Source organism: Thalassospira sp. MCCC 1A01148 (assembly GCF_001613795.1).
Classification (GTDB): domain Bacteria; phylum Pseudomonadota; class Alphaproteobacteria; order Rhodospirillales; family Thalassospiraceae; genus Thalassospira.
Genome location: NZ_LPVZ01000018.1, coordinates 117126 through 141407, shown reverse-complemented (window position 1 = coordinate 141407; position 24282 = coordinate 117126). Strand labels below are relative to the sequence as shown.

The 24282-nt window shown below is 55.1% G+C and carries 18 protein-coding genes; 12 read left to right on the top strand and 6 right to left on the bottom strand.

Translation table 11 applies throughout. The features are described 5' to 3' along the window. Window positions 1–7 precede the first annotated feature (7 nt). Both AUQ43_RS07185 and AUQ43_RS07180 read right to left on the bottom strand, forming a co-directional pair. A complete protein-coding gene (locus AUQ43_RS07185) occupies window positions 8–1363 on the bottom strand; it encodes a hypothetical protein (RefSeq protein WP_062955577.1) in 1356 nt (451 codons plus the stop codon). Further along, window positions 1356–2441 (bottom strand): O-antigen ligase, encoded by a 1086-nt coding sequence (locus AUQ43_RS07180; RefSeq protein ID WP_232310614.1) that lies wholly within the window; start codon window positions 2439–2441, stop codon window positions 1356–1358. Before AUQ43_RS07180 ends, AUQ43_RS07185 begins: the two co-directional genes overlap by 8 nt. A 59-nt stretch (window positions 2442–2500) precedes the next feature. Between AUQ43_RS07180 and AUQ43_RS07175 the strand changes: the two genes are divergently transcribed. After that, window positions 2501–3847 (top strand): O-antigen ligase, encoded by a 1347-nt coding sequence (locus AUQ43_RS07175; protein ID WP_114129869.1) that lies wholly within the window; start codon window positions 2501–2503, stop codon window positions 3845–3847. Between the two features lie 288 nt (window positions 3848–4135). Here AUQ43_RS07175 and AUQ43_RS07170 read toward each other — a convergent pair whose 3' ends face one another. Both AUQ43_RS07170 and AUQ43_RS07165 read right to left on the bottom strand, forming a co-directional pair. Then, the gene (locus AUQ43_RS07170; protein WP_062955575.1) at window positions 4136–6268 is read right to left on the bottom strand and encodes a hypothetical protein; all 2133 of its coding nucleotides are present in this window, start codon (window positions 6266–6268) and stop codon (window positions 4136–4138) included. After that, on the bottom strand, window positions 6265–7737 hold the full coding sequence (locus AUQ43_RS07165; protein WP_062955574.1) for a WecB/TagA/CpsF family glycosyltransferase: 1473 nt from the start codon (window positions 7735–7737) through the stop codon (window positions 6265–6267). Before AUQ43_RS07165 ends, AUQ43_RS07170 begins: the two co-directional genes overlap by 4 nt. A 185-nt stretch (window positions 7738–7922) precedes the next feature. On the opposite strand from AUQ43_RS07165, the gene AUQ43_RS07160 reads away from it, so the two are divergent. The 8 genes from AUQ43_RS07160 (at window position 7923) to AUQ43_RS07125 (ending at window position 15893) form a co-directional block, all read left to right on the top strand. Continuing rightward, a complete protein-coding gene (locus tag AUQ43_RS07160) occupies window positions 7923–9041 on the top strand; it encodes a glycosyltransferase family 4 protein (RefSeq protein ID WP_181838562.1) in 1119 nt (372 codons plus the stop codon). Beyond that, window positions 9032–10240, top strand: a complete 1209-nt coding sequence (locus tag AUQ43_RS07155) for a glycosyltransferase family 4 protein (RefSeq protein WP_114129867.1) — start codon at window positions 9032–9034, stop codon at window positions 10238–10240. Before AUQ43_RS07160 ends, AUQ43_RS07155 begins: the two co-directional genes overlap by 10 nt. Then, window positions 10212–11384, top strand: a complete 1173-nt coding sequence (locus AUQ43_RS07150) for a hypothetical protein (RefSeq protein WP_147250463.1) — start codon at window positions 10212–10214, stop codon at window positions 11382–11384. The genes AUQ43_RS07155 and AUQ43_RS07150 overlap by 29 nt, the downstream gene beginning before the upstream one ends. Beyond that, complete coding sequence (locus AUQ43_RS07145; protein WP_062955571.1) at window positions 11381–12124, top strand: hypothetical protein; 744 nt, start codon at window positions 11381–11383, stop codon at window positions 12122–12124. The genes AUQ43_RS07150 and AUQ43_RS07145 overlap by 4 nt, the downstream gene beginning before the upstream one ends. Continuing rightward, a complete protein-coding gene (locus AUQ43_RS07140; RefSeq protein ID WP_062955570.1) occupies window positions 12109–13620 on the top strand; it encodes a hypothetical protein in 1512 nt (503 codons plus the stop codon). The genes AUQ43_RS07145 and AUQ43_RS07140 overlap by 16 nt, the downstream gene beginning before the upstream one ends. Continuing rightward, entirely contained in the window at window positions 13613–14365 is a 753-nt protein-coding gene (locus AUQ43_RS07135; RefSeq protein WP_062955569.1) for a glycosyltransferase family 2 protein, read from the top strand. The genes AUQ43_RS07140 and AUQ43_RS07135 overlap by 8 nt, the downstream gene beginning before the upstream one ends. Beyond that, the gene (locus AUQ43_RS07130) at window positions 14362–15462 is read left to right on the top strand and encodes a glycosyltransferase family 4 protein (protein WP_062955568.1); all 1101 of its coding nucleotides are present in this window, start codon (window positions 14362–14364) and stop codon (window positions 15460–15462) included. Before AUQ43_RS07135 ends, AUQ43_RS07130 begins: the two co-directional genes overlap by 4 nt. A 62-nt stretch (window positions 15463–15524) precedes the next feature. Then, window positions 15525–15893, top strand: coding sequence for an MmcQ/YjbR family DNA-binding protein (locus AUQ43_RS07125; protein WP_062955567.1), 369 nt, complete (start codon window positions 15525–15527; stop codon window positions 15891–15893). Window positions 15894–15903: 10 nt separating this feature from the next. Here AUQ43_RS07125 and AUQ43_RS07120 read toward each other — a convergent pair whose 3' ends face one another. Then, window positions 15904–17193 carry a nucleotide sugar dehydrogenase gene (locus AUQ43_RS07120; protein WP_062955566.1) on the bottom strand — a complete coding sequence of 430 codons (1290 nt, stop codon included), beginning with the start codon at window positions 17191–17193 and terminating at the stop codon, window positions 15904–15906. Window positions 17194–17386: 193 nt separating this feature from the next. Here AUQ43_RS07120 and AUQ43_RS07115 point away from each other — a divergent pair, with 193 nt between their 5' ends. Then, on the top strand, window positions 17387–18202 hold the full coding sequence (locus AUQ43_RS07115; RefSeq protein ID WP_062955565.1) for an ABC transporter substrate-binding protein: 816 nt from the start codon (window positions 17387–17389) through the stop codon (window positions 18200–18202). A gap of 73 nt (window positions 18203–18275) precedes the next feature. Here the strand turns inward: AUQ43_RS07115 and leuS are convergent, their stop codons facing one another. Next, complete coding sequence (gene leuS / locus AUQ43_RS07110; protein ID WP_062955564.1) at window positions 18276–21278, bottom strand: leucine--tRNA ligase; 3003 nt, start codon at window positions 21276–21278, stop codon at window positions 18276–18278. Between the two features lie 397 nt (window positions 21279–21675). On the opposite strand from leuS, the gene AUQ43_RS07105 reads away from it, so the two are divergent. After that, window positions 21676–22347 carry a DUF5610 domain-containing protein gene (locus AUQ43_RS07105; protein ID WP_062955563.1) on the top strand — a complete coding sequence of 224 codons (672 nt, stop codon included), beginning with the start codon at window positions 21676–21678 and terminating at the stop codon, window positions 22345–22347. A gap of 266 nt (window positions 22348–22613) precedes the next feature. Continuing rightward, on the top strand, window positions 22614–23966 hold the full coding sequence (locus tag AUQ43_RS07100; protein ID WP_062955562.1) for a flagellin: 1353 nt from the start codon (window positions 22614–22616) through the stop codon (window positions 23964–23966). Window positions 23967–24282 lie beyond the last annotated feature (316 nt).

Sequence of the window (24282 nt, the reverse complement as noted above, 5' to 3'; positions counted from 1 at the left end):
GCGATGATCAGCCACCGCGCCTGATACCAAGGATGATGCCCTGCTCCGCCCCGATGCGCTGCAGGGTCTTCATCCCGCGTGTCAGGCCATAAAGCGCTTCCATTGCGCCCTCAGCCTTGGCCCGCGATGCCGCCGCACGCGTGATATCGTATAGCGCGCGAAATGCCGGTTCAGGCAGGGTGCGCAAGGCCGCCTCCTTCTCCGCCCGGTCAGGGTCGGGATGCGCAAAACTGATGGGCACGGTCGGGTCAAAATTCGACATGGTTTGATCTTGCAGGTTCGACAGGTTCGGGCCCGTGTTTTCTATCACGATTGACAGCGCCCAGACCATCCATGCCTGCGTCCAGCGCATGTAATTGCGCCGATCCGGTCTGCCGTCTTTTTTGATCCCTGCAAAGAACAGATCGCGGCCCGGATCAAAAAGATTTTCGGCGGCCCATTCTGCCACCTGGATCGCTCCGCCACGGTCCCCAAACCGGCAAAGACTTGCCATCGCCTGTGCAACTGCATGGGCATCAAGGAAGCCATCCCGCCCGGCGTCGCTTCGTGGCAGGTCATTCTTATCGAAGCACGCTGCGCGATAGAATTGCCACCCACATGCAATGGCTTTGTCCAGCCCGTTCAGCCCGTCCAGCCCTGACGCCCGCAAGCGGTCGAGAAGATCAAGAACATAACCCGTGTGAAATCCGTCGACGAACCGGTGATGGGACCGCGTGCCATAGGCCCAACTGCCATCGGCCTTTTGTGCTGCGATAATGCGCTCCACCGCCTGCGTCGTTTTGTCATTCGGTCCGATCATCCGATACAGCACAAACGCGGCCCACAGACTGGCATTATGTATTTCAACATTACTGTGATCGAAATAGGCGAAATAGCCTTCCCGCCAGAGCTTGCCTTCAACAAATCCTGCCGTATGAACCAACGCCGGGTGATCATTTTGCATCCCGCTTTGAAGTAATGCATCAACGACAAAGCTTGTCGCAATGGCATTGCTTTGATGGCGCGTGGCGTAAAACGCCCGCGCCTGCCATTCGAATGGATATCCCCATCCGCCATCCGGGTTTTGCAGTTCCAACAGGCGATCGCGAACGTCACAAAGCACCACGCCCTGCCCGGCCCCACCCAGCAAGGCCAGCGTTTTCGGATTGACCATCTTGGGAATGCGAACAACCTTGCGCAAAGCAGCCGGGCCACGCTTGATTGCCTGTAGCCACGCCAACCGCGCACACCAGAACCGCCCAAGTCCACTTGCCCGAAACACAGCACTTTCAAGCCCGTCAAATGGGTCAGCCCCGGCAAAGCCATCAGCGACCATACGGGCAAGGACCCGATCACGGATATCGATCAGACGATCCCTATCCATGGTCACACCCCGCACGGGCGGCAATCCCGGCAGCAATTCCGCAACAGATCAGATAATGCCCGTAATTCAACGTGTTGTCCGTCACCATCGTCAGCATTGCCGAAAACAAAATACAAACCGCAAGGCGCGCATGGCGCACCGACCACAACATCACACCCCATCCGAAAAGCCAAAGCCCCGCCCCCAGAATGCCGGTTTCAAACAGCATGCGGAAATGATCGTTATGAAGGGCCCCAAACGATGCAAAGGATTGATAACCTGACAGGGTCTCCTCGACCGCACCCGCTCCGAAACCCAGCCATCTTTGCCCGACGGAGCCGCCTTGCCACAGCCCCCAGAAATCCTGCCAAAACGCCAGGCGGCCACTGCCATGGGTAAGAAACAGGCGCGGTAAATGAGACGCGGCGATCCAGCCAAAACCCGCAAGCACGATGACACCGACAAGCCATGTCATCGCCCCCGAAAACCGGATCATCCCGATCAGATTGACCAACATCGCCAACACCGCAATCCGGGTCTGGCTCAGCAAAACCGCCACGCCAGCCCCTGCTGCAAGCAACCGATGCCCCCGCCACCGAGCAACTGAGCACAGGGCAAACAAGCCCAAAAACAAGAACGGCTGATTAAGACGCAATCCCTCATGCGTCATCTGAAAGGAACTTGACAGCATCAGGTAAAGCACAAGAACCGGGATTATAAGCCCAAGGCTGTCGCGACCAACCATACGCCCGACCAGAAGCCCGACCGGCAGTATCAAAAGGTTGCCGATCAGACGCAGCTTTTCCAAACTCGCACCATTCCCCGTCGCGATCAGGCCCGTTAGCGCAGCAAGGATCAGCCCCCCTGTCAGCAAACCGCCCCCAACCCGGACTTGGCGCGCGAACCGACACAGCAACGCAATCCAGAAACCAAGCAGAATAAGCTTTGCGGCCATTCCACCAGCACCTATCAGCCAGAGCGACACCCCCATCAGCAAATTACCCAGCAGCACAAGCCATAAAGGCAAAGTTGCTGGGTTATGGCGCGCATCGCGATTTTGCCGGTCGGCAATCGTCGCCAAAGGAACGGTTCCCTTCATGGCCGGCTGCCTCTCGCAAGCGGCGCGACAGGATGCGAAAATTCGGCTAGGCTAACGGTTTGGATTGCAACGCAGATTGGCTGACCTTGATGCTCAGGCTTTCGCAAACTTGTCTGATAGCGCAGATCATTCTTGCCCCGCTTTTGCTCGGCGGTCTGCGGCCATGGGCGCTTGCCATTCTGGCGATCCTGACCGGCATTGGCGTCGTCGCAATCTGTCTGCGCGCCGGTCCGGTACAGATCAGCAAACATGTGCTGTATCTCTGGCTGGGGATCGGTGGGCTGATTGGTTGGTCGGTCCTGCAAAGCTTGGCCGTCTGGCCCCTGCAGGCCTATCCGTTTAATGCACCGCGCATAGCACTTGTCCCCAATGGCTGGTTGAACATGGCGTTCTATTTGATCTGGCTGGGCGGTGTGCTGACGCTGACTGCACTGGTTGCGCGGATGCAGTCCCACTTGACGGTCATTGTCGCCCGTACTCTTGTGGTTGCCTGCGCCCTGCAGGTCGTGCTGGCAACAAGCGCCGAGCTGTTGGGATGGCAGACCACATTCTGGTTTGCCAAACAAGTCCATCTTGGCGACTGGACCGGAAGCTTTGCCAACCGCAATGCATTCGGCACTTTGATGGCATTTGGCATCGTTGCCTGCCTCTTTCTCTATCATCAAACCGCTGCATCGAGCAGGGGCAAGCGCCTTGATCAGGCTGGTGGATGGCTGGCACTGGCGATGGCTTTTGCCGCAAGCCTTACGCAAAGCCATTCGCGGTTGGGTTTTGCCATGGCGATTGTGGGCTGTGCGCTGTTTGTTGTTCTGACGCCAGGTGAAATCACCAACCGTCTCAAACGACTGCTTCTGACCGCCTTGGGCTGCATCGCAATCATTGGCGTTGTTGCCGTCGCATCGCCCGAGCTTTGGATCCGGTTCATTGACCTGTCGCGCACCGATCTGATCCAGCGCGATGATCTTTGGATGACTGCTCTGCACGCAATCTCGGAACGACCAATCACCGGATGGGGGGCAGATGGCATTGCTGTTGTCATTGCTCATTTCGCCACCCCGGATCTGAATGCGAATGCCAACTGGTTTAGCAGCCATAATCTCTGGCTCGACAGCAGTCTGGTGTTTGGCGTCCCGACCACGCTGATCCTGTTGGCCGCAATCGTTATTGCTTTTGTGGCGGCTATTGCCAACGGCAAGCACCGCGACACACGCGCACTTCTGATCGCGCTTTTGGGCATGGGATTGCTTGGCAGCGTTGGCGACTGGGTCATGGTCATGCCAGCCCTTATTCTGCCGGTTGTGATGATGGCAATGACCCGTCTTGAAGCCACCTTTGCAACCCGTCGCGCAAGGCCCGCACCCTTGGGTCGCGCGGCGCAATCGCCTGTGCCTGATCGAGCAGGCTAGCCCCCACCAACAGATCACGCTTCGCAAGCATTTCGGCCTTCAGGCCCCAAAAAAGCGGATCGAACGGTCTTTCCGCCAGTCGCTGATCAACAACTTCGCCAAGCTGCAAAGCATCATACGCCATTACAGCTTTCAGCAGGTTCTGTGCGTCACGCGCCGCAGCAAAACCGTTTCCATTGGCAAATCCCGCCCGCTTGTCTTTAAGCTGTGATAGCGCCCTGCCCTCTGAAACCAGCGCCACCCCGCCAGCGCCAAGCAATAGAACCGCTATCGCAATCAGGCACCACTTCATGTCAGTTGCCCTTTCGTCGCCATCGCCGGTTCGGCTTTGCCATAGGCAGGACGGGCTTGGGCGCTATTCAAAACCACCCCGTCGGGTACGATACCGGCTGCACGCAATTGCGACAGGGCATGGGTGATATCGCGGCGCTTGCTGTGCCCGCAACGCAGCGTGAACAGTCTGACATCAGCAAGCCCCAGCGCAATCACGCCATCCGCCACCGACAGGATCGGTGGTGTATCGACAATCACATGATCAAACCGGGTGCGCAGGCGCTTGATCAAATGCGGCAATTGCCCGTCTATCATGCCCGTGGCGATATTGCCCGGTACCGGCATCCGCGCACCAAGATATTGATACCCGTCTTCATTCCCCGGCCCGGAAATGGCGTCATCCGGGTCAACAAGCCCTGACATGACGTCAGTCAAATCGACGTGCTTTTCGCGGTTATGATCGGTCCGCTTTGGCGGTGCCGGATCATGCAAATCCGCATCAAGGACAATCACCGAAGCCCCCAATCCCGACAGCTTTTCGGCCAATGCATGCGCAATGTGGCTTTTGCCATCGCCAGACACCGCTGAACCAAGGGCGATCACTTGTCCGTTCGGGTTGCTTTGCGTTTCCCCATCCCGTCCCTGAGACATAATCCGCATCAGAACCGACAGATGACCAGTCGCTTCCTCATGTGCGGTGGTTGCATTCCCCACGACGGATTGGTCCGGGATACGCGCAAAAAGCGGGATGCCGACTGTCGCTTGGGGATCAAATGCATCATCGATGCGCTGATCGAAATAGTGACGCAGCAATGCCGCAACCACAGCTGCAAACAACGCTATCATGATGGCCAACAGGGCAAGGTCACGTTTAGCCGGGAATTCGGTGGCTGCGGGCAAGGTGGGCGCATGCAGGATCGCGGCATCACCATGAAAAGCCGCCATTTCGCGCCGAAGCGATTGAACCTGTTGCCCAATCTCCTGAACGTTCGCACGCGCCAGGGCGACTGACCGGCTCAGCGCCGCCTGCCCCTGAACGCTTTTATTGCGTACAGCCATCCGTTCTTCCCATTGATCACGTTGATCAACAATCAAACGAAGCTTTTCTTCAGCCCCGGCAAGTTCAACATCCATTTGACTGGCAACTTTACCTGCCGCATCGCCAAGTTCACTACGCAGATCATCAATCTCACGCTGCTTGCCCTGCATCATGGGATGCTTGGGGCCATAGCGCTGATCAAGCGACACAAACTCCTGCTTTTTTGCATCAAGCTGTGCTGAGACTTGCCGCACAACCGGATGGCCTGCGATATCGGGAATTGCCAGAAGATCATCAAGCGCCGCTGCGTTATTGCGGCTGTCGCGCGCAAGCCTCAGGCCAACAACCTCCTGACCAAGTTTTTCAGCCTGTTCATCAAGCGCATAGATGCGATCAAGCATCCGCGCACTTTCATCAGCGTCAAGAATACCCGCACTGCTTTGCAAAACGGCCAGATCGCTTTCCAGTGCCGCCAGTTCAGTTTGTGCAGCATCGAACTGCGAAACGGCCTCTGCAAGTTGCCGCCGAACCGCACTTTTCTGGCGATCTTCGCGTTGCCAAAGATAGGTCTCGACAATCGCCAGCAAGGCCTGTTGCGCTATTTCGGGATGCTTCGCACGAAAAGAAACTTCAATAACGGCTGCGTTTCCGACCCGTGATGCTTCCAGCCCGCGGCGCAAATCATTCAGATGATCCGCTTCAGCATGGTCGCCTGCCGCGATGTCATCCTGCCCCGGATTAAGGATACCAAGCTGCTTGAAAAGTGACCCGTCTTCAGACGTATTGCCAAGCTTAACACCCTCCCCACGCAGCACCGACAATGCTGCCAAAAGTGTTTCCTGCCCCTTGATTTCGGCAATCGCTGTTTCAATTTCCTGGGCTGTTACCGCGTGCCGATCACCCAACCAGGATTCTGACGATGAGCTTTTGCCGACAGATGATTCCTGTGAAAACCCGATTTCGGCCACTGAGCGGTAATTGCCCTGCCAGTTTGCAAACAGCGTCAAAAGCCCAATTAAAACAATGACAAAGGCCATGGACGCAATGCCACGTCGCTGCCAAAGGATGACCAACATGTCGCGCAATGATGGATCAAAACGTTCGCTCATCTGGGACTTGCATCCTCAAGCTCTGCCAGATCGCTCTGATCCTCGTAATCATCACCCTCCCAAAGGTTGTCTGAACTGCCCTGAAGCTGCAGCCCAATGACAAGCAAGGGGGCATACTTTCGGGTCCGTTCCGCCTCAGACTGTCGCCGTGATTGTCCCACACGCCGCGTCGTATCGCCGTCATAGGTTGCCGAAACGGATGCTTGTGTATCAGTGAAAGTAAGTTGGCGATCCGTCGGGCGTTCAAACAAACGGGTCATCAAACCGGGTGCATTGGTGCGCATGTTTTGCCTGAATTGACCGGGCTCCGGATGCAGATCAATCAGACGTAAAATTACCCCGCCAAGAACAGTCTCCGCGAGAAACCGGTTTGTACCGCCACCAAGAACGGCTTCAAACAGGCTCAGAAGCGCATTGACGCTCTCCTCGGATGCTTGCCAGTCGATTGCATTGCTGTCTTCCGCACCATCGGCGATCAACAAGGCGCCAACAAGCACCTCAATCATCTGACCAACATCTTCAGGGTCTGAAAGCTCGGCAAGCTCACTCTCAAGCCAGCTTAATGCCGCCTGTCGGTTCGCGGGATCAAAATTGGCCCCAACATCTGATTGCGCCCTTGAATCGGCGACCGGCAGCGGCAGCAACATCATGATTACGGCTAAAATGCTTGCCGTTCTTTGTATTGCTCCGCGAAGGCGGGCGATCTGAAAGCTTGCGATTTTTGGCAAAACAACGCGGGAAAATGCCACAAGACCATGACCGTAGCGCGGGACCATGTAGTGCGGCTGACAAACGATGCGCCAAAGGAATTCCAGACCAATTCGTTGCCAAATCAATGGCGCACGCCGAACTTGTCCTGCCAGAACGTCAAACGCGCCGCCAACCCCCATGACGAAACGGCATCCGGTTTCAGGCCCATATTGATCAACGAACAGTTCCTTGCGCGGCGACGGCAAGGCAACAAAAAGCGCGTCCGGTTTGCACGCAGCGACACTGCTGGCAAGTTTGTCGTCATCCATCTCATAGCCGTGATGTGTCCCGACAATGTTCAGGCCGGGAAACCGATCAGGCAACGATATTGTCAACTGATCAAGAACCTCCTGACGCGCCCCCAGAAGGAAGACACGCACACCATCACGTGCGAACATAGCCAAAAGATCCGTCATCAGATCAATGCCCGTTACCCGCTCTGACACCCTGATCCCCATCAGGCGGGATGCCCACACTATCCCCATGCCATCTGCCGAAAGGCAGCTCGCGCGCGACAGTGCCGCAAATAACTTTTCATCGCGCAAGGCAGCGGGAAGTTTGGTCGCATTCAGGCAGTGATGGCGAAAGCAGGTTCGGGTGTTAGCGGCGGTTGCTTCGCGAAGCTTCATCCGGATATCGGCGCAGACGTGGTGTCTTTGGCGCGTATCAAGCGGCAGCCCAAAAAAGGCAGCCCGTTGCCCTGCAATTTCGTCGCGCATGCACCACCCCTGTCACTTCACCGGACACACCTGCACCCCGGCAAAACCAAACAAGCCGCCTTTTCGTCATCGGCTTATCAATGCCCAATGCAATTTAAGGTTATGGCTAATTGGTTGAAGATAATGGTAACTTATGATTGAGTTATCGGCAATATTAGCATCTCAAGGTGAGCGCCACGGTGAGGGTGACTTTACTGACAAACCTTGTGCCGCCCTACCGATCCGCGGCCTATGACGCGCTTCAACACTGCGCTCATTTGGCTGGCGGCGGCTTGCGGGTTCTGTGCACCCAGCGGCGTGAACCACAACGTAATTGGGCAACCCCTGCGGGCAGCTATGAACGCGCAACCTTGTCTGGCCTGCAAATTCCGCTTGGGGAAAACCGAACCCTTGCGATCCCGTTCGGGGTTGCGCGCGCCCTTTCGGCAAAACCGGCCGATGTTCTGATTCTGGGTGGCTTTGGCATTGCCCAATGGCAGGCTCAAAACTGGGCCCTCGCACACGATATTCCAACGGTTTTGCAATTTGATGGCTGGATGGGCTCGGATGCGGCTTATGCCAATCCCGCTCGACAAAGGTTACGCCGCACCCTGATCGCACGGGCAGATGGTTTTCTCGCCGCAAGCACGCGCGGGGCGAGTTGGTTTGAAAGCCACGGAGCACTTCCCCAACACATCCGGGTCGCGCTAATTCCTCCGTCATTTCCGATCCCCGCTGCAACGGCCAACCGGACACGGTCAGAACGGTGTTATGATCTGCTCTGGTGCGGCCGCACGACCAAGTCCAAGGGTTTTGATATCTTTGTTTTGATCGCGGCGAAGCTGATCAAAGCAGGCATGGCCCAGCGCATCGCAATCGCAGGCAGCACCGATATCCAAAAAGCCACAGAAGTGTTGAAATCTGTAGGCCTTGAGAACCATGCCGACGTTTTTGACCAGTTACCGCCAGATGACCTCCCGCCTATTCTGACCAACAGCAAGATCGCCCTTTTCCCAAGCCGCAATGATGCTTACGGGGTTGGTGTGATTGATGTGATCACCTGTGGTGCTGTCGCCCTGACAAGCACGGTGACGGGTTGCGCGCCTGATGTTTTGCAGCCCACCGAAATCCTGCCGGTCGACGATCCGCAACGATGGGTTTCTGCCTGCGAACGGCTTCTTGCCAAACCCGAACTTCTTGAAACCACGCGACAGCAACAAGCCAAGGCGATTGCCAATAACAATCCTGCTCATCACGCCAAGACCATCTGGAATGCTGTTCACGACGCGATAAATCGCAAAACGGAAGTGCGGCAATGGGGATGATCACGCCACATGCCAAATCAGGGGCCGGGCCGTCGGTCTGGTTGATCAGCCGTATCGATCAGGCCAGCATTCTTGCCCAACATTTGGCAAACCAGAAAAGGCTTCTGCGTTGGGACAGTTTCTGGCGCCACAACGGCACCGGACTTGTTCGGCCCGCATCACGCAACGTCGGGCCGGCAGTGTCGGATATTCCCGGTCGTCATCTACTACCTGATTTGCTTGGCAAATCGGCCCAAAGGCTCCGGTTGCCTGCCCATAACCTCTATTCCGACATTCCGCTGTCACTGCTGGCTGCACTGCGCCCGCCCGATGCCAGGATTTTGCATGGGCAAGGCAATTACAGCCTGCCCGCCATGCGCCGGGCAAAGGCACGGAATATGATCACGATTGCGGATGTGACCGGTCAATTGGCAGAAACCCGTCATCATCAGCTTGCCGGTGAATATAAAGCACATGGCCTCAGATACCGCGAAATCTCGACCCTCCTTGCAAGACGCCGCAGCACAGAAGCCCGATATGCAGATGCTGTCTTTGCACCTTCAGAAGCCGTTGCAGACGGTCTTAACCGCGCTGGCATTGCAGAGGAAAAGATATACCTGGTTCCATTCCTGTCACAGCACTGTCAGGCACTGTCCAAACAGAACCGGCCATCGCGCGACGACACCGTCATTCGATTTCTGTATGTCGGCAACCTGTCACTTGCCAAGGGCACAGCACACCTTCTGGCTGCGTGGAAAAACATCCGTCGCCAGTTCCGCATGCGCGTGGAATTGACGTTAATCGGGGCGCTACAACCTTGCGCAAAAGCTTTGCTTTCAAGCTTGCCTGATGGGGTGAGATGGCTTGGCCCTTTGCCGCATGATCAGGTTGCCAAGCACCTGCTGGCTGCAGATATTTTCGTCTTTCCCAGCCTGACAGAGGGCAGCAGTCTTGCCACCATGGAGGCAATGGCAGCAGGCTGTGCTGTCATCACGACGTTTGATGCCGGAAGTCCGGTGATTAACCATCAAAGCGGCCTGATCATTCCACCGCGGGATCAGGACGCGCTGGTTACAGCGGCAAAAGCACTTATCACGCACCCCGTCATGCGTCGAAACATCGCACAAACGGCACGCAATCAGATCGCTCGTAACATTGAACACGCCTATGGCACGCGGGTCGATCACGCCTATGAAACCATTTTGTCGCGCCATGGATAAATGGCAGACGATCATAGGCATCAGAGCCGGGCTTTATCCCCTGTGGCTGATTGGGGCCAATCTGGTTGCGCGAACGGGCGGTTTGGCGATCCTGGTGCTGATCGGTCATTCATATTCACAGGCCGAACTTGGCACCTATTTCAAGTTGCTCGCATTGATCGGCTTGGCCGTTACCGCAACACAGGCTGGCAGTGGCCCGCTGCTGATCCGACTAACCCAAAACGACGCCCTTCGATCAGCCATGCTGATCGTTGGCATTCGGGTTCTGATTGCGTTGATCGCATCCGGTTTTGTCGTTGCTGCGACCAGCTTGCCTTTTGCAAAATTCTGGCCCCTACTGCTCATACCGATTGCTGCGGCTTTATCACCTGACTGGTTGATCACAGCACATAACCGTTTCTCCCGGATCAGTATCATCGCAGTTATCGGTCAGGGCGCGGGCATCACAATTGCTGTTTGCGCCAGTCTCACGCACTCTCAGCTAGGGCTATACTTCATTGCGCCGGCGATCTCGTTATCAAGCCTCTTACTGGCCGCTTTCTTCGCATACCGCAGTTCCCAACCAAGATTGATCGGCCCATCATCTCCAAGTCAAACCAGTGCGTTTGGACTTGTCGGCTTCACCTTGTTGGCGGGCTTTCTGCCAAACATTGACTTTGTATTGCTCGACATCGCCGACGATGCGCTGTTTCTTGCTCAACGCGTTTTCCTGTTTTGCGCAGGTCTAAATACGGCCATTGCATCAACCCTTTTCGCCAAACAGCAATCGGGCAAGCTTCGCGATATTTGGCTATTGGCACCGATGGGCCTTGTTTCCGGTTTGCTGCTTTTGTGGCCGGATGGATTGGCGCATCTCGTTTATGAGGCCCCGTCAACTCACCTGATTAATATCCTGCAAATCGGGGCAGCATGGCCACTTCTGCTGGCAGTTCTGACCCGGCAATTGTTGATCATGCAAGAAGCGCCTGATGCCAGATGGGTCGGCTGGCTATGTCTTGCCTTGGTGCTGTCATCTGCGTTCGTTCTCCCTGATGCAATCACGCCATCAAACACGATGGTGCTGATCGCACTGCGTTTGGCAGTTTTGTCGGTGGTCCTTGTTGCGTGCCAGAAGGTTCTAACCAAACGTCAGGTCATGGCATGAAGAAGCTTGCAACCACCATCACGAACAATCAGCTCATACACGGTCAATATGGCGACATCACTTTTGGTCCGTGGGGGCTTGAATGTTCTGACAGATACGCGTTTGTCACGATCACCGATACCCCCAGAAACACATATCAAAGCGGTGATGTATGGCACCTTTCCAGTGGACGGATACAGATCGAATACACCACACGTCAGCAAACGCCCGACAAAGTCTCGCTAAATTTACGCTTTCGGGCACTGGATGATGTTTTGCTGCAAGATGCCGTGATCCGGCTTGTTTTTGACAAGAATGCGATCACGCACGGTATCATCGCAGGCAACACCGTCACCCATCATAACAGTGATAAATATCGCCTTTTTCCGACGGGGCAGACCAAGCTTGTCGGGCAGGATGGCGCGACAATATCCGTTTCACTTGAAAATGCAGATGGCGCAGGTCGGTTTGCGCCGTATCTGTACCTGCGTGATCGTGATGATCACTGGATCATTCATGCACGTCTGCTTCCAACAGACCCGGTTGATCATGTCTGGCTGCGATGGGCAAACAGACTGTTCACGCTATCGGCACCCAATGGAATCTCGCGTTTCCTCTGGCGTATCAAACCCTTCAAAGCCATCTTCTGGCGTTTGCGCGAACGGATGGGCCGCCACTTTCCTGAAATTCAGGCGGTGCCACTCAACCGACTGAATGCCGGTCAATCTGTGTCTATGGAGGTTACATGTCACTTCCACTGACACAGATTAACCTTCGCCAACGCAGCCTGCGATTGGCCAGCCTGATTGCAGATGATCTTGTGTCGCGCCAAACCAGTGACGGACAGTTCAAGCAACCCGATTTTTACGCCAAGGCCTTTGCCGTCAACCTATGGACGCGCCTTGATCGCGTGCGATATGCCAAAAGTATCGAACGCGCGCTGACCGCCTTGAAATCCACCAAGCCGGACCCATCCTACCACCGGGAATTCATCGAATACGCGTTGCTTGATACCCCTGACCTGTCATCGGACACCATTCGCGCAGTTTTGCGAAACGCCCCGAACCAAAGCCCGGATGTCGCAAATTGGCAGTTGATCGGCCTGATCAATCGACAGAAACGTCGATCAGACATTTTGGCAAAGATGTTCAACCGTGCGCATTTCGCTTTCATCCTGCACCGCTATTGGCGAAAACCGCTTTTCCTTGATCGACCCGGTTCCTTCTCTGCGCAATACCATGCCTTCTGCGCAGCACTCCTAAGCCAGAGCGATAACGACCGACACCAACGTATTGCCGGTCAGTCAGCCAAAATGATTGCGAAATTCACCGGCTCCCATGGTTTTACCAACCTGTTGGGGCGTGGGGCAGGACAAAACTTTGGCACTGCATGTGCGGTTTATGCATTGATGAAATACGGCGATCTCGACGAAGCAGATGCCGCACTTTACCGACTGGAAGACGGACTGCTGAAGGCAGGGCAACTCCCGCTCAACCTTCTTGCCCCAACACCGTTGCCGGATAAACCCGGCCCGGAAAACCCCCAAACGCCTGGCTGGTATAGCTATAACCGCCATGATGACTACCTTGCCTTTGCCGGGCATTGGTTACTGAAATCCTCGCTGCTTCAAGACGTCTATTCTCACAGCGATCCATGCCCAAAGTCGGTGTCCTCGCCCTTTATTGTCCAGTATTCATCAGAATACTTTCACGCGCAGATGACTCTCACTGGCAAGCAAGGTTTTGATGTCTCGGGCGCTCCCGTCATCGTTTCTGGTCACGGCAGCTTGGCTCAGGTGCTCCTTCCGCCAACCGGTGGTGAACAGGATGTGCCAAGCCTTTATGGCCCGGATGCGCATCCCCTGCCCGCCTTTGGCGATCAGGTTTTTGGTCAATTACTGGGCGCAAAACGCACCTCGCAAAATACGATTGACCTGACCTTTGGGCTTGCCGGTGGTATCGGGCATCGGCGTATCGAATTTGGGGATCGTTGTGTCATCATCCGTGACGCGTTTCCCCAAAAGGATATCCGAAATCTTCATCTGCTTCGCATTCTGATCGATGACAAGGTCGATCTCGTTCAAACAGATCATAACACTCTCAGCTGTCACGCACTGGGGCTCAGAATAACGGCAGACGCCCCCCTTCAGATCGCCCCACAAGTGACATATGGCGCCGCTGGCCCGGCGACGCGGATAAGCGTGGTGGAAAGGCCAAGTGCAACACTGACGCTTTGCTGGAGCGACGGCGATGCGTGATCCGATAACCATCATTACGACCGTGCGCGATGGCGATGGTTTTCTGGATCGCTATTTCCATAATATGGGCGATATTCTTGGTCCCGATGACTTCGCTGTCATTGTTGATGATGGCTCTGCCATACCGGTCTCACTGCCCGCAAAATGGCAAGACGATAAAAGACTGAAACTGTTACATCCCGGACCGGTTGGGCGCGGTAACGCTCTCAATCTCGCAATTGAAAACAGTCCGACCGATTTGATTGCGATCCAGGATATTGATGACCTCTCCTTGTCCGGCCGACTTGACCAAGAGGTTGATATTCTTTCTGCGGATCATGATCGCCTTGTTTTTACCCGGGCTCTTTCCGATCCGTGGCGACCGCATGTGAACACCATGCACGCTATTGATCCTGCGCGACTGTATTTGGGCAATCCACTCCATCACTCGTCACTTGCCATGCATCGATCCGTTTGGCACCGCGTCGGGGGATATGATTGCGATCTGCCTTGCTGCATCGATCTTGATTTCTATCTGCGGGCCTGTTGCCGCGAACGGGCAAAGATATGTCGCCTCAATTCAAAACTCATCGACCGTACGCTTGACCCCGCTCTGCGGCATTTTGCGAGAATACCAAACGATCTCTATTACCAGACACGGGCCCTCGTTCTTGATCGTTACCGAACGGACGTCCGTTCATCAATCTGGAAGGCATTGGCAAACATCCGCAATTGTCCGCTGTTATCGGGAAAAGAGGCGAAATGACGAAACAATCAAAAGTTGTCGCGATGGTCCAGCTTCCGCCACCCATGCATGGGGCCGCGCAAATGAACCGACATGCTGTTGCCGCGCTGGCCAAGAACTTTGACTTGCACGTCATTGAAATGCGCTTTGCCCGAACACTGTCCGCGCTAAACCGGTTTTCCTTGCGAAAGGTGGGCATGGCGATGTGGTTGATCCTGCGGATAATCCGAGCCTTGCCGCGTGCAGATGCACTTTACATTTCTTTTGCCCCAACTGGTTTTGCCTATTACCGCGACTGTCTTTATGTTCTTGTGGCAAAGTTATTTGGTGTTCCGGCAATCCTGCATCTGCATGGACGCGGCCTTCCGGCTATGCGTCGCTCCCGCTGGTCAAAGACCCTACAACAACTGGTTTTCAAAGATCAGACCGTCATCTTGTTGGGCGAACGGCTGAGATCCGAAATCGAGGGACTGCAATGCCACAGTTCCGTGATCAACAATTGTCTGGATACGGACGCTTTCCTGCCGCCATCTGCCACACCCTGGTCCCCACATGATCCTGTAAGATTGTTGTGGTTATCCAACCTGTTCAAGGCTAAGGGCATCGAAACCTTGCTGGCAGCCTGTGCAATCCTTCGAGCTCAGGGCACCAACTGCCATCTCACGATCGCCGGTGCCAATGGGGATATCGAAGAGACGGATCTCCTCTCTTTGCTGAACCGGTATCAGATGCAGGACGCAACCACCGTCTTGGGTGCAGTGCCTGCCTCATCACGGCAGGCGACTTTGCAAGATGCGGATCTGTTCATTTTTCCCAGCCACTACGCCAATGAAGCACAACCGCTTGTCGTCCTCGAAGCGATGGCGGCAGGGCTCCCGGTGATTGCGACGGACATCGCAACCTTACCGGAATTTGTCCAACACAACGCAACCGGTTTACTCTGCCCGCCAAAAGACCCGGCAAGGCTGGCAAAGATGATCAAACATGCAATTCATGCCCCGACAAAGGTGACAAATATGCGCGATGACGCCTACAAGCTTTGCTGTGACACATTCAGCCAAGACAAGTTTGCGGCCCGTTTGGTCGAACTGGTGCATGACGTTGTCGAAAAACGCTGACGCGCTGCACGTCATTTCGTACCATTATTGGTAACGTTATTTGCACAATCAGGTGGGCCGCAATGGATCGGGACGCATTCAACGCCTTTTGCAAGTCACTACCCCACACAACGCACGTTGTTCAATGGGGTGGTGCGGACGTATGGAAAGTGGGCGGCAAGGTGTTTGCCATCGGTGGCTGGACCAAGAATGAGACACTTGGCATCACATTCAAGACATCCGAGATCGGCTTTGAGGTCCTCAGGGAAATGCCCGGCCTGCGCCCTGCACCATATTTGGCATCACGCGGTATGAAGTGGATACAGCATTACGATGCACCGGGCCTAAGCGAAGATGATCTCAAGGATCATCTAAGGAGCTCGCATCGCATTGTCGCCAAGGGTTTGACGAAGAAACTGCAGCGCGAGCTCAATCTTTACCAGGACGAATAGACCGGGTCTCCTAGAGACGCCAGAGATCGATACCGGCAGGCACCTCATCACGCGGCAGAACCGCCCGCACATCGGCAACAAAGCCCTTGCCATCCTTAAGCAGACTGCTGATCAGCGGCCAGCCCTTGGCAACATATTCCTTGTGCGACACGGCCAGCACAAGGGCATCAGCCGGTTTCAGCCCACTGTCAGAGCAAAGCTTAAGGCCTTCAAATTCGTGGGCCACTTCTTCCTTGTCGGCGTGAACATCATGAACCTGCACATTGATACCGGCGTCTTCCAGCGAACGAATGATATCGATGACGCGCGTATTGCGAATGTCGGGCACATCTTCCTTGAACGTCAGGCCAAGTACGGTAACGGTCGGGTTTTTGGTCGCCCCTTCACGCAGCAGCGCGCGAACGACCTTGTTGGCAACCACTTCACCCATTCCGTCATTTACCCGGCGCCCCGCCAGAACCACTTGCGGATAGTAACCTAGCTCTTCGGATTTGTGGGTCAGGTAGTACGGATCAACACCAATGCAGTGACCGCCCACCAAACCCGGGGTAAATTTCAGGAAGTTCCATTTGGTACCCGCAGCTTCAAGCACATCACGGGTATCAATACCGGCCCGATCAAAGATCAGCGACAACTCGTTCATCAACGCGATATTCAAATCACGCTGGGTGTTTTCGATGACCTTTGCCGCCTCGGCCGCCTTGATGGTTGGCGCCTTGTGGACACCGGCGGTCACCACGCTGCCATAAACATCGGCCACGATATCAAGCGTTGCCTGATCCTGGCCCGAAACAACCTTGGTAATGGTCGTAAAGCGATGTTCACGATCACCCGGGTTAATGCGTTCCGGAGAATAACCGACCGTAAAATCGGTGCCTGCTTTTAGCCCCGAAAGGTCTTCAAGGATCGGCACACATTCTTCTTCGGTTGCACCCGGATAGACCGTGCTTTCGTAAACAACAATGTCGCCCTTTTTAAGAATGGCGCCAACGGTTTTCGAGGCAGAGCGCAACGGTGACAGATCCGGGCGGTTTGAACTATCAATCGGTGTTGGCACAGTGACAATATGGAAATCTGCCTTGGCAAGGTCGCTGGCATCAGCGGTCAGCAACAGCTCGGCGGCAGCAAGTTCATGGTCATCGACCTCACCGGTCGCGTCATGCCCTGCTTTAAGTTGGGCGATACGTGCCTGATTGATATCAAACGCCACGGTACGACCACATGACGTGCCAAATGCCACCGCAACCGGCAACCCGACATACCCCAAACCGATAACCGAAACCTTGCGCCGGTGACTCATGCTTAAAACCCTGCAAACAAACTGGTCGCCGATTTGTAGCCACCCCGTCTTGCCCCGTCAATTGCTTAGGTCCTCCAATCTCGGGGCCGTGACAGTTTCCGGCCAAGCACGCCCCAAAATGACGACACTTGTACGAGTGCCCGGAAAGTGATCTAGTTCAGGTTCATCCTTCGCAACATGCGACGTCATTGACATGCGCCTTATCTTTCTGGCCCTTTCTGTCCTGCTGCTCGTGACAAGCCACGCGATAGCGGTACAACCGACCTCGCAGATCCGGGTGGTTTTCCCCTATATTCCGTTGATGGCGGAAAGCAAGGATCACGGCGTTTTCATTGATATGTATACGGAAATAGCAAGACGGTCGGACACTGACGTCGTCATTGACATTCTGCCGGTACGGCGCGCGGTGCAGGACTTCATAAGCGGCAAGTATGACGCGCTGGGAGCTTATCCGTCACTTTCTGACATTCCGGTCTCGTTGGCCTCGGTGCCGTTCTATCGCCGTGAAAATCTTGTTTTTTACAGTACTGATCGCTTTGGCCGGGGCAGGGTTGAAAAGCTTGAAGACCTTGATGGCACGCGGGTGGGGCTATCTGCCTATCATTACCCTGACTACATTCTTGATCGTCAGGAACTCAGCATCGAACGCGTCCCCGGTGATACGTTTTTGTTGCGCATGATTGCCAGCAACCGTCTGGATGCCGCCATCATCGAACGTTTTTCGGGAAACCATGTCCTAAAGCTGCTTGGCCTTGAAGACTCGATCTCGGTTACCGACGATCCTGTCACCAGCGAAAATGTCCTGATCCTGTTCAAGGCCGATCTTGCCGGTATCAGGAACCGAAAGACCTTCAACAAGACAATCTATGAAATGCTGTGCGACGGGACTCTGGCAAGACTGTTTGGCCGCGCAAGCCTTCTGCCTGACCAGATGATCATCGAGCGTGAAATTCCTGCCTCAGCCATCCTCAAGGATTGCGACCCCAAAGCCATCTTCGCAGACCGGTGACCCAGGTAAAGAAAAAGGGCACGCTGCCCAAGCAACATGCCCTTCTCGTAAAATCCATCCTCGCGGTCCGGGCTTAGCCCTTCACCACGATATTGACCAGTTTCGGGGTCGGCTTGGCGACATAGATCACCTTGACGATGTCCTTGCCCTCAAGATGGCGGGCAACGTTTTCGTCGGCCTTGGCAAGCGCCTCGACCGTCGCCTGATCGGCATCTGCCGCCACCATGACCGAACCACGTTTCTTGCCATTGACCTGAACCGGGACTTCGAATTCATCATCCTTGGCCTTTTCGGCATCGAACTCCGGCCAGTCGAACTTGATCACCGATTTCTTGGCACTGAACTCATCAGAAGCCATGCGGCTCATCAGCTCCTCACCGAGATGCGGAGCAAACGGGGCGACCATGAGTGCAAGTGCCTTGGCATGATCGTCATGCACGGCATTCTGCTTGGTCAGCGCATTGGTCAGCTCGATCAAGGCCGCAATTGCGGTATTCAAACGCAGATCAGCAATATCACCGGTCACCTTGGCAATCGTCTTGTGCAGAAGCGTTTCGATCTTGCCATCGACGTGATCGGTCCGCTCCATCTGGGTCGTGACTTTCCAGACATTGGACAGGAACCGCATCATGCCGACAATTGCGTCATACTGCCACGGTTTGGAGCTATCAAGCGGCCCCATATACATCTCATAGGTTCTGAACGTATCGATGGTGTACTGATCACACACTTCTTCAGGCGGGATACCGTTTTTGTATCGTTTGCCCATCTTGCCCGGCACGGTGGTCAGTCGTTCATCGGTTTTGGCGTTGAACGGTACTTTTTTGCCATCGACATCACGCATTTCAACATCATGGATGTCGACATAAACCCCGCGCGCATCGGTATAGGCATCGGCCGTAATCATGCCCTGGTTAAACAGCTTCTGGAACGGCTCGGGTGTGCTGACATAGCCAAGGTCAAACAGGACCTTGTGCCAGAAACGCGAGTACAGAAGATGCAGCACAGCATGTTCCGCACCGCCAACATAAAGGTCAACTGCACCCGGAAGGGCGTTGCCGTCCTTGTCCGTGCTGTTTGCCCAATAGGCGGCGGCATCATCGGATGCAAACTTGGCATCATTCTTGGCATCGAAATAGCGCAGATAATACCAGCAAGACCCCGCCCAGTTCGGCATGGAGTTGGCATCGCGTTTGAACGCGCGCACTTCATATTCCGCACCGTCATGGGTGTGTTTTGCGCCAACTTCTGCATCCACCGGCAGAACTGAACCATCGGAAAGGACGATGCCTGTGACTTCCATCCAGTCCTTGGCGCGCGCCAACGGCGGTTCCGGCTCGGAATTCGGGTCTTCGTTTGATTTCGGTTTGAAATCGGTCATTTCCGGCAGAACAACAGGCAAGGCCGCCTCGGCAATGCCGTGAACCTGATCGGTTTCCTTATCGAACAGAACCGGGAACGGCTCCCCCCAATACCGCTGACGCGAGAACAGCCAGTCGCGCAGCTTGTACTGCACGCGACCGCGGCCAATGCCCTTGGCTTCCATCCATTCGATGATCTTGGCCTTGGCATCCGGGGTCGAAAGACCGTTGATTGAAACCTCGTCATTGGCGGAATTGATCGTCTCGCCAACTTCAGTCTGGGCAAGTTTGAATGCGCCCGGCTCTGCCTCATAGCGCGCCAAAAGCGTCGCTGCATCAGCATCCGCCGCATCTGCCGGGGCATTTTCCTTAAGCCAAGCTTCGGACGGCTTGGTGGTTGCCTTGATCGGCAGATCGAATTTATGGGCAAATTCAAAGTCGCGCTGATCGCCAGCCGGAACCGCCATGATCGCACCGGTGCCATAGCCCATCAGGACATAGTCGGCAATCCAGACCGGGATTTCTTCACCGGTGACCGGGTTGGTCGCATGCGCGCCAATAAACACGCCGGTCTTTTCGCGTTCGGCATCATCCTTGGCCGACACGGCCTTAAGCTCGGACGCTTCAGCGCGATAGGCCGCAACGTCGGCCTTTTTATCGGCGGCGCAAAGCTTATCGACCAGCGGATGCTCAGGTGCGAGAACCATATAGGTCGCGCCAAAGATCGTGTCCGGACGGGTGGTATAAACGGCAATCTTGTCGTCTGCACCGTCCACGGTTTTGACCGGGAAGTTGACCCGTGCGCCGACAGAACGGCCAATCCAGCCCTTCTGCATCTCGACCACGCCATTTGGCCAATCAAGTCCTTCAAGATCGGCGACCAGACGGTCAGCATAATCGGTAATGCGCAACATCCACTGTTTCAGCGGACGTTTATAGACCGGGTAATCACCACGTTCGGATTTTCCTTCGTTGGTGACTTCCTCGTTCGACAGAACCGTGCCCAGCATCGGGCACCAGTTGACCGGCACCTCATCGACATAGGCCAGACGCCCGCGATCAATTGCACGATCAATCTCTTTGCCCTCGGCTTTGGTGCCTTCGCCAATCACCGATTTCGGCTGTGGCACGCCATCTTCGTCGAGCAACCAATCACCGCTCTCAAGCAACGGGCGCAATTCGGCAATCGGGCGCGCACGCCCATTGATCACCTGCCCCTGCGGGCCTTTCCATTCCACGGTCGGATCATAGAAGCTGTTGAAAAGCTGCAGGAAGATCCACTGCGTCCATTTGTAATAGTCGATATCGGTCGTGGCGAAACGACGATGCGGGTCATGACCAAGGCCGATGACTTCAAGCTGACGCAGCATGTTTTCGATATTGGCTTCGGTCGTGATGCGCGGATGCTGGCCGGTCTGGATGGCAAACTGTTCTGCCGGCAGACCAAAGGCATCAAAGCCCATGGAATGCAGAACGTTTTTGCCGCGCATGCGTTCGAACCGTGCCTTGACGTCGGTCGCGATATAGCCCAGCGGATGGCCGATATGCAGGCCAACCCCGCTTGGATAGGGGAACATGTCCAGGATGACGCTTTTCTTCTTGCTTGCGTCGAAATCGGCATCGCCGGGATTTGGCGTACGATAGGTATCGTTTTCACGCCAATATGCCTGCCAGCGCTTTTCAAATTCCCGCGCACTTTCCTGATAGTTCGCCACGCTCAATCAACTCCTGCCTGTCAAACCCCGACCCTGGCGTCCGGCGCGGCCCAAACGGCGCGCCACCCCCGGATCGGGTTCCAAAATATTCTTAAGCAGTGTTCATAAGCGCGCTTTGATCGACGTGCAACATCAGATAACGAGATTTCTGGCGAAAATCGGTCGATTTCCACAAACATTCACCGGCAGTCAAAGACAACACAAAACGCAAACCACCCTTGCAGCTGCATCAACCCTGCCTATACATGAGGACTGGATTTTTCCGCCTTTCCATGCCATATTGAAGTTTGAATTTTATCAAGCGGTCAGCTGCATGCGTAATTGCAGCGCAGGTTTGCTTGGAAAAGTGCTGATTGTCAGCACCGCGCTTAACGCATTCCGTCCAGGGAGGACGTTTATGGATATCACCATCGGTGGTCTGTCATCCCAACAATCCGGGGCATCAAGCCGCTCGGCACAATCCTATTTGCCGGGACAAAGTGATTCTGAGAAAACCGGAAACAATGGCGCATCTGCATTTGCAGCTGCGACGTCTGTTTCGCTGTCTTCTGAATCCGCAACCCGCCTGTCGGCGGACAACATTGTTGCCGCGATCAATGAAAGCCTGCAATCGACCGGTCTGTCGATCCAGGGTGTTAATCCCGACGATTACACACCCGAAGGCGTTGCTGACCGCATTCTTGCCCGCGTCGGCGACCTGATTGCATCCAATGCAAGTTCCGAGGCCGAAGCCCGCGAAATCTTTGATCAGGCAAGCGAAGGCATTCAGGCCGGTCTTGAAGATGCCCGCGCCATCCTTGACGGACTGGGCGCACTCAATGATGAAATCAACGGCAATATCAACGAAACCGAAGAACGCCTGAATGAAGGTCTGCAAAGCATCGAGCAACGCCTGACCGAGCTGTTTAACAGCAGCGCGTCAGAAGAAGCGGCCGAGGCAGCAACGCCGGAACGCGATGAACAGGTCCTGCAGTCGCAGGTCACCCAGACCGCACAGGCAAGCCAGGCCTACGCCGAAGCTGGCAGCAATGCCCAGCGCAACGCGCCGCGTTATGGCACCAACGGCTGATAAAGCACACAAACATCTGTATTCATTAAAAGCCGGTCATTTCCTGACCGGCTTTTTTGCATTCCAAGACCAACCGGATCCACCCCATTAAGGATAGGATTTTCTTTTAGTCAAAGATTTCAATTGGTTAACTAAAACATTCCAAAAGCTTCCACCTTGCACAGCTCCAAAAACCATTTTAATGTATATTTACGGTTCGCTCATGTAGAGGGACCTTGCAGGTCTAAATTCAATCAGACCTTTACAGTTCAGGTAGGAACTCGGACGTGGCACTCAATATTATTTCAAACTATGCGGCCAATCTTGCGCATCGCAATCTGACGGCGTCCGATGCGGCGGCGACCCGTTCGCTGGCCAAGCTGTCTTCGGGTACGCGGGTTGTATCGGCGCGCGACGATGCGGCGTCGATGGCGATTGGCGCGCGTTTAAATGCCACCGCACAGTCGTTAAAAACCGCCGCAGTCAATGTCGGGCAGGCCAATTCCATGTTGCAGATTGCCGACGGCGGCATGGCAACGATTGATGATATTCTGGTGCGAATGAAGACCCTTGCGGTTCAGGCATCATCGGGCAACCTGTCCGATACCGAGCGCGGGTTCCTCAATGACGAGTTCACCGAACTTCGCGACGAGATTGATCGCATTTCATCCTCGACCAATTTCAATGGTATTCAGTTGCTCGGCGATGGTGGCGATGTCTCGCTTAACTATGCGCTGTTTAATCCCACGGGCCTGGCCGAAGACCTGTCGCCGGCCAACGGGTTCGACAAGATCGGGATCACCGACAACAATTACTGGGCAACCGACGCAAACGATAACGGCGTGACCGATAACGAATTCAAGGTCCATTTCATCAAGGTCGGAAATACGGCCATGCTGAACATCTTCACAACGATTGATGGTGCGACCAGCCGCGAACAAAGTATAGACATCACCGATCTTGCCACGGGTGGCACGCAGGCCCTTGGCCCCGGTGAAACCACCACCATCAGCTTTGATGAACTTGGCCTGACACTTGATCTGAACTCGAACATCGGCGGCATCATTGCCAACACCATCACGCTGGGCTCGGACGGGGCCGGTGCAGATGGTTATGCGACAGCACAGGTAATTGGCGGCGGCGCGACACCGGGCGACAACAGCACCGTGCGGATGCTTTCCGATCAGGGCCAGCAACTTGCTGACAATATTTCCTTCCAGGTCGGGGCTGGCAACACATCCAATGACCGGCTTGCGATCAATTTCCAGTCGGTCGACAGTTCAGAACTTGGTGCGGGTGCCAATGGCAGCCAAAGCAGCCTTGAGGACCTTGGCACCAACGCTATTAACACCGCGGCGACTGCACAAAACGCGGTCGAGGTCGTTACGCGCGCGATTGATGACCTGCAGCGTGCACGCGCCAATGTCGGGACCTACCAGAACCGTCTGGATTTTGCAGGCCAGAACCTTGCAACCATGATCGAGAATATAGAAGAGGCGCGCTCTACCCTGCTGGACCTCGACGTGGCGGCAGAGATGACGAACTTTACCTCGAAACAGATTCTGGTCCAGTCCGGCATCGCCATGCTCGCACAGGCCCAGCAGATGCCACAGAACCTGTTACGCTTGCTGCAAGGTTGATTGAGCCCCCTTGCTGCAAAGCCATGGAGCCCTGCGACACATCGCAGGGCTCTTTGTTTTGAATAACGTCCTGCGGTTTTCCCCACGAAATGAATCACTTGCGCCTGTGCAATGTGGCATGAAACGACAGGCGTGCTTTCCCTGCACGACGTTGCATTGCGCATTAAAAACACACTTCCCGCCCCCCCTTGATCAGATTGATCTTTTGCTCCGCGCAGGGCCTTCTTTTTTGCCGGTATCCACGAAGAGAAATCAAGATTTGCCTCCTCTCGGAACCCCTCCTTTGGCATAGGAGACTAATTTATCACTATTATTC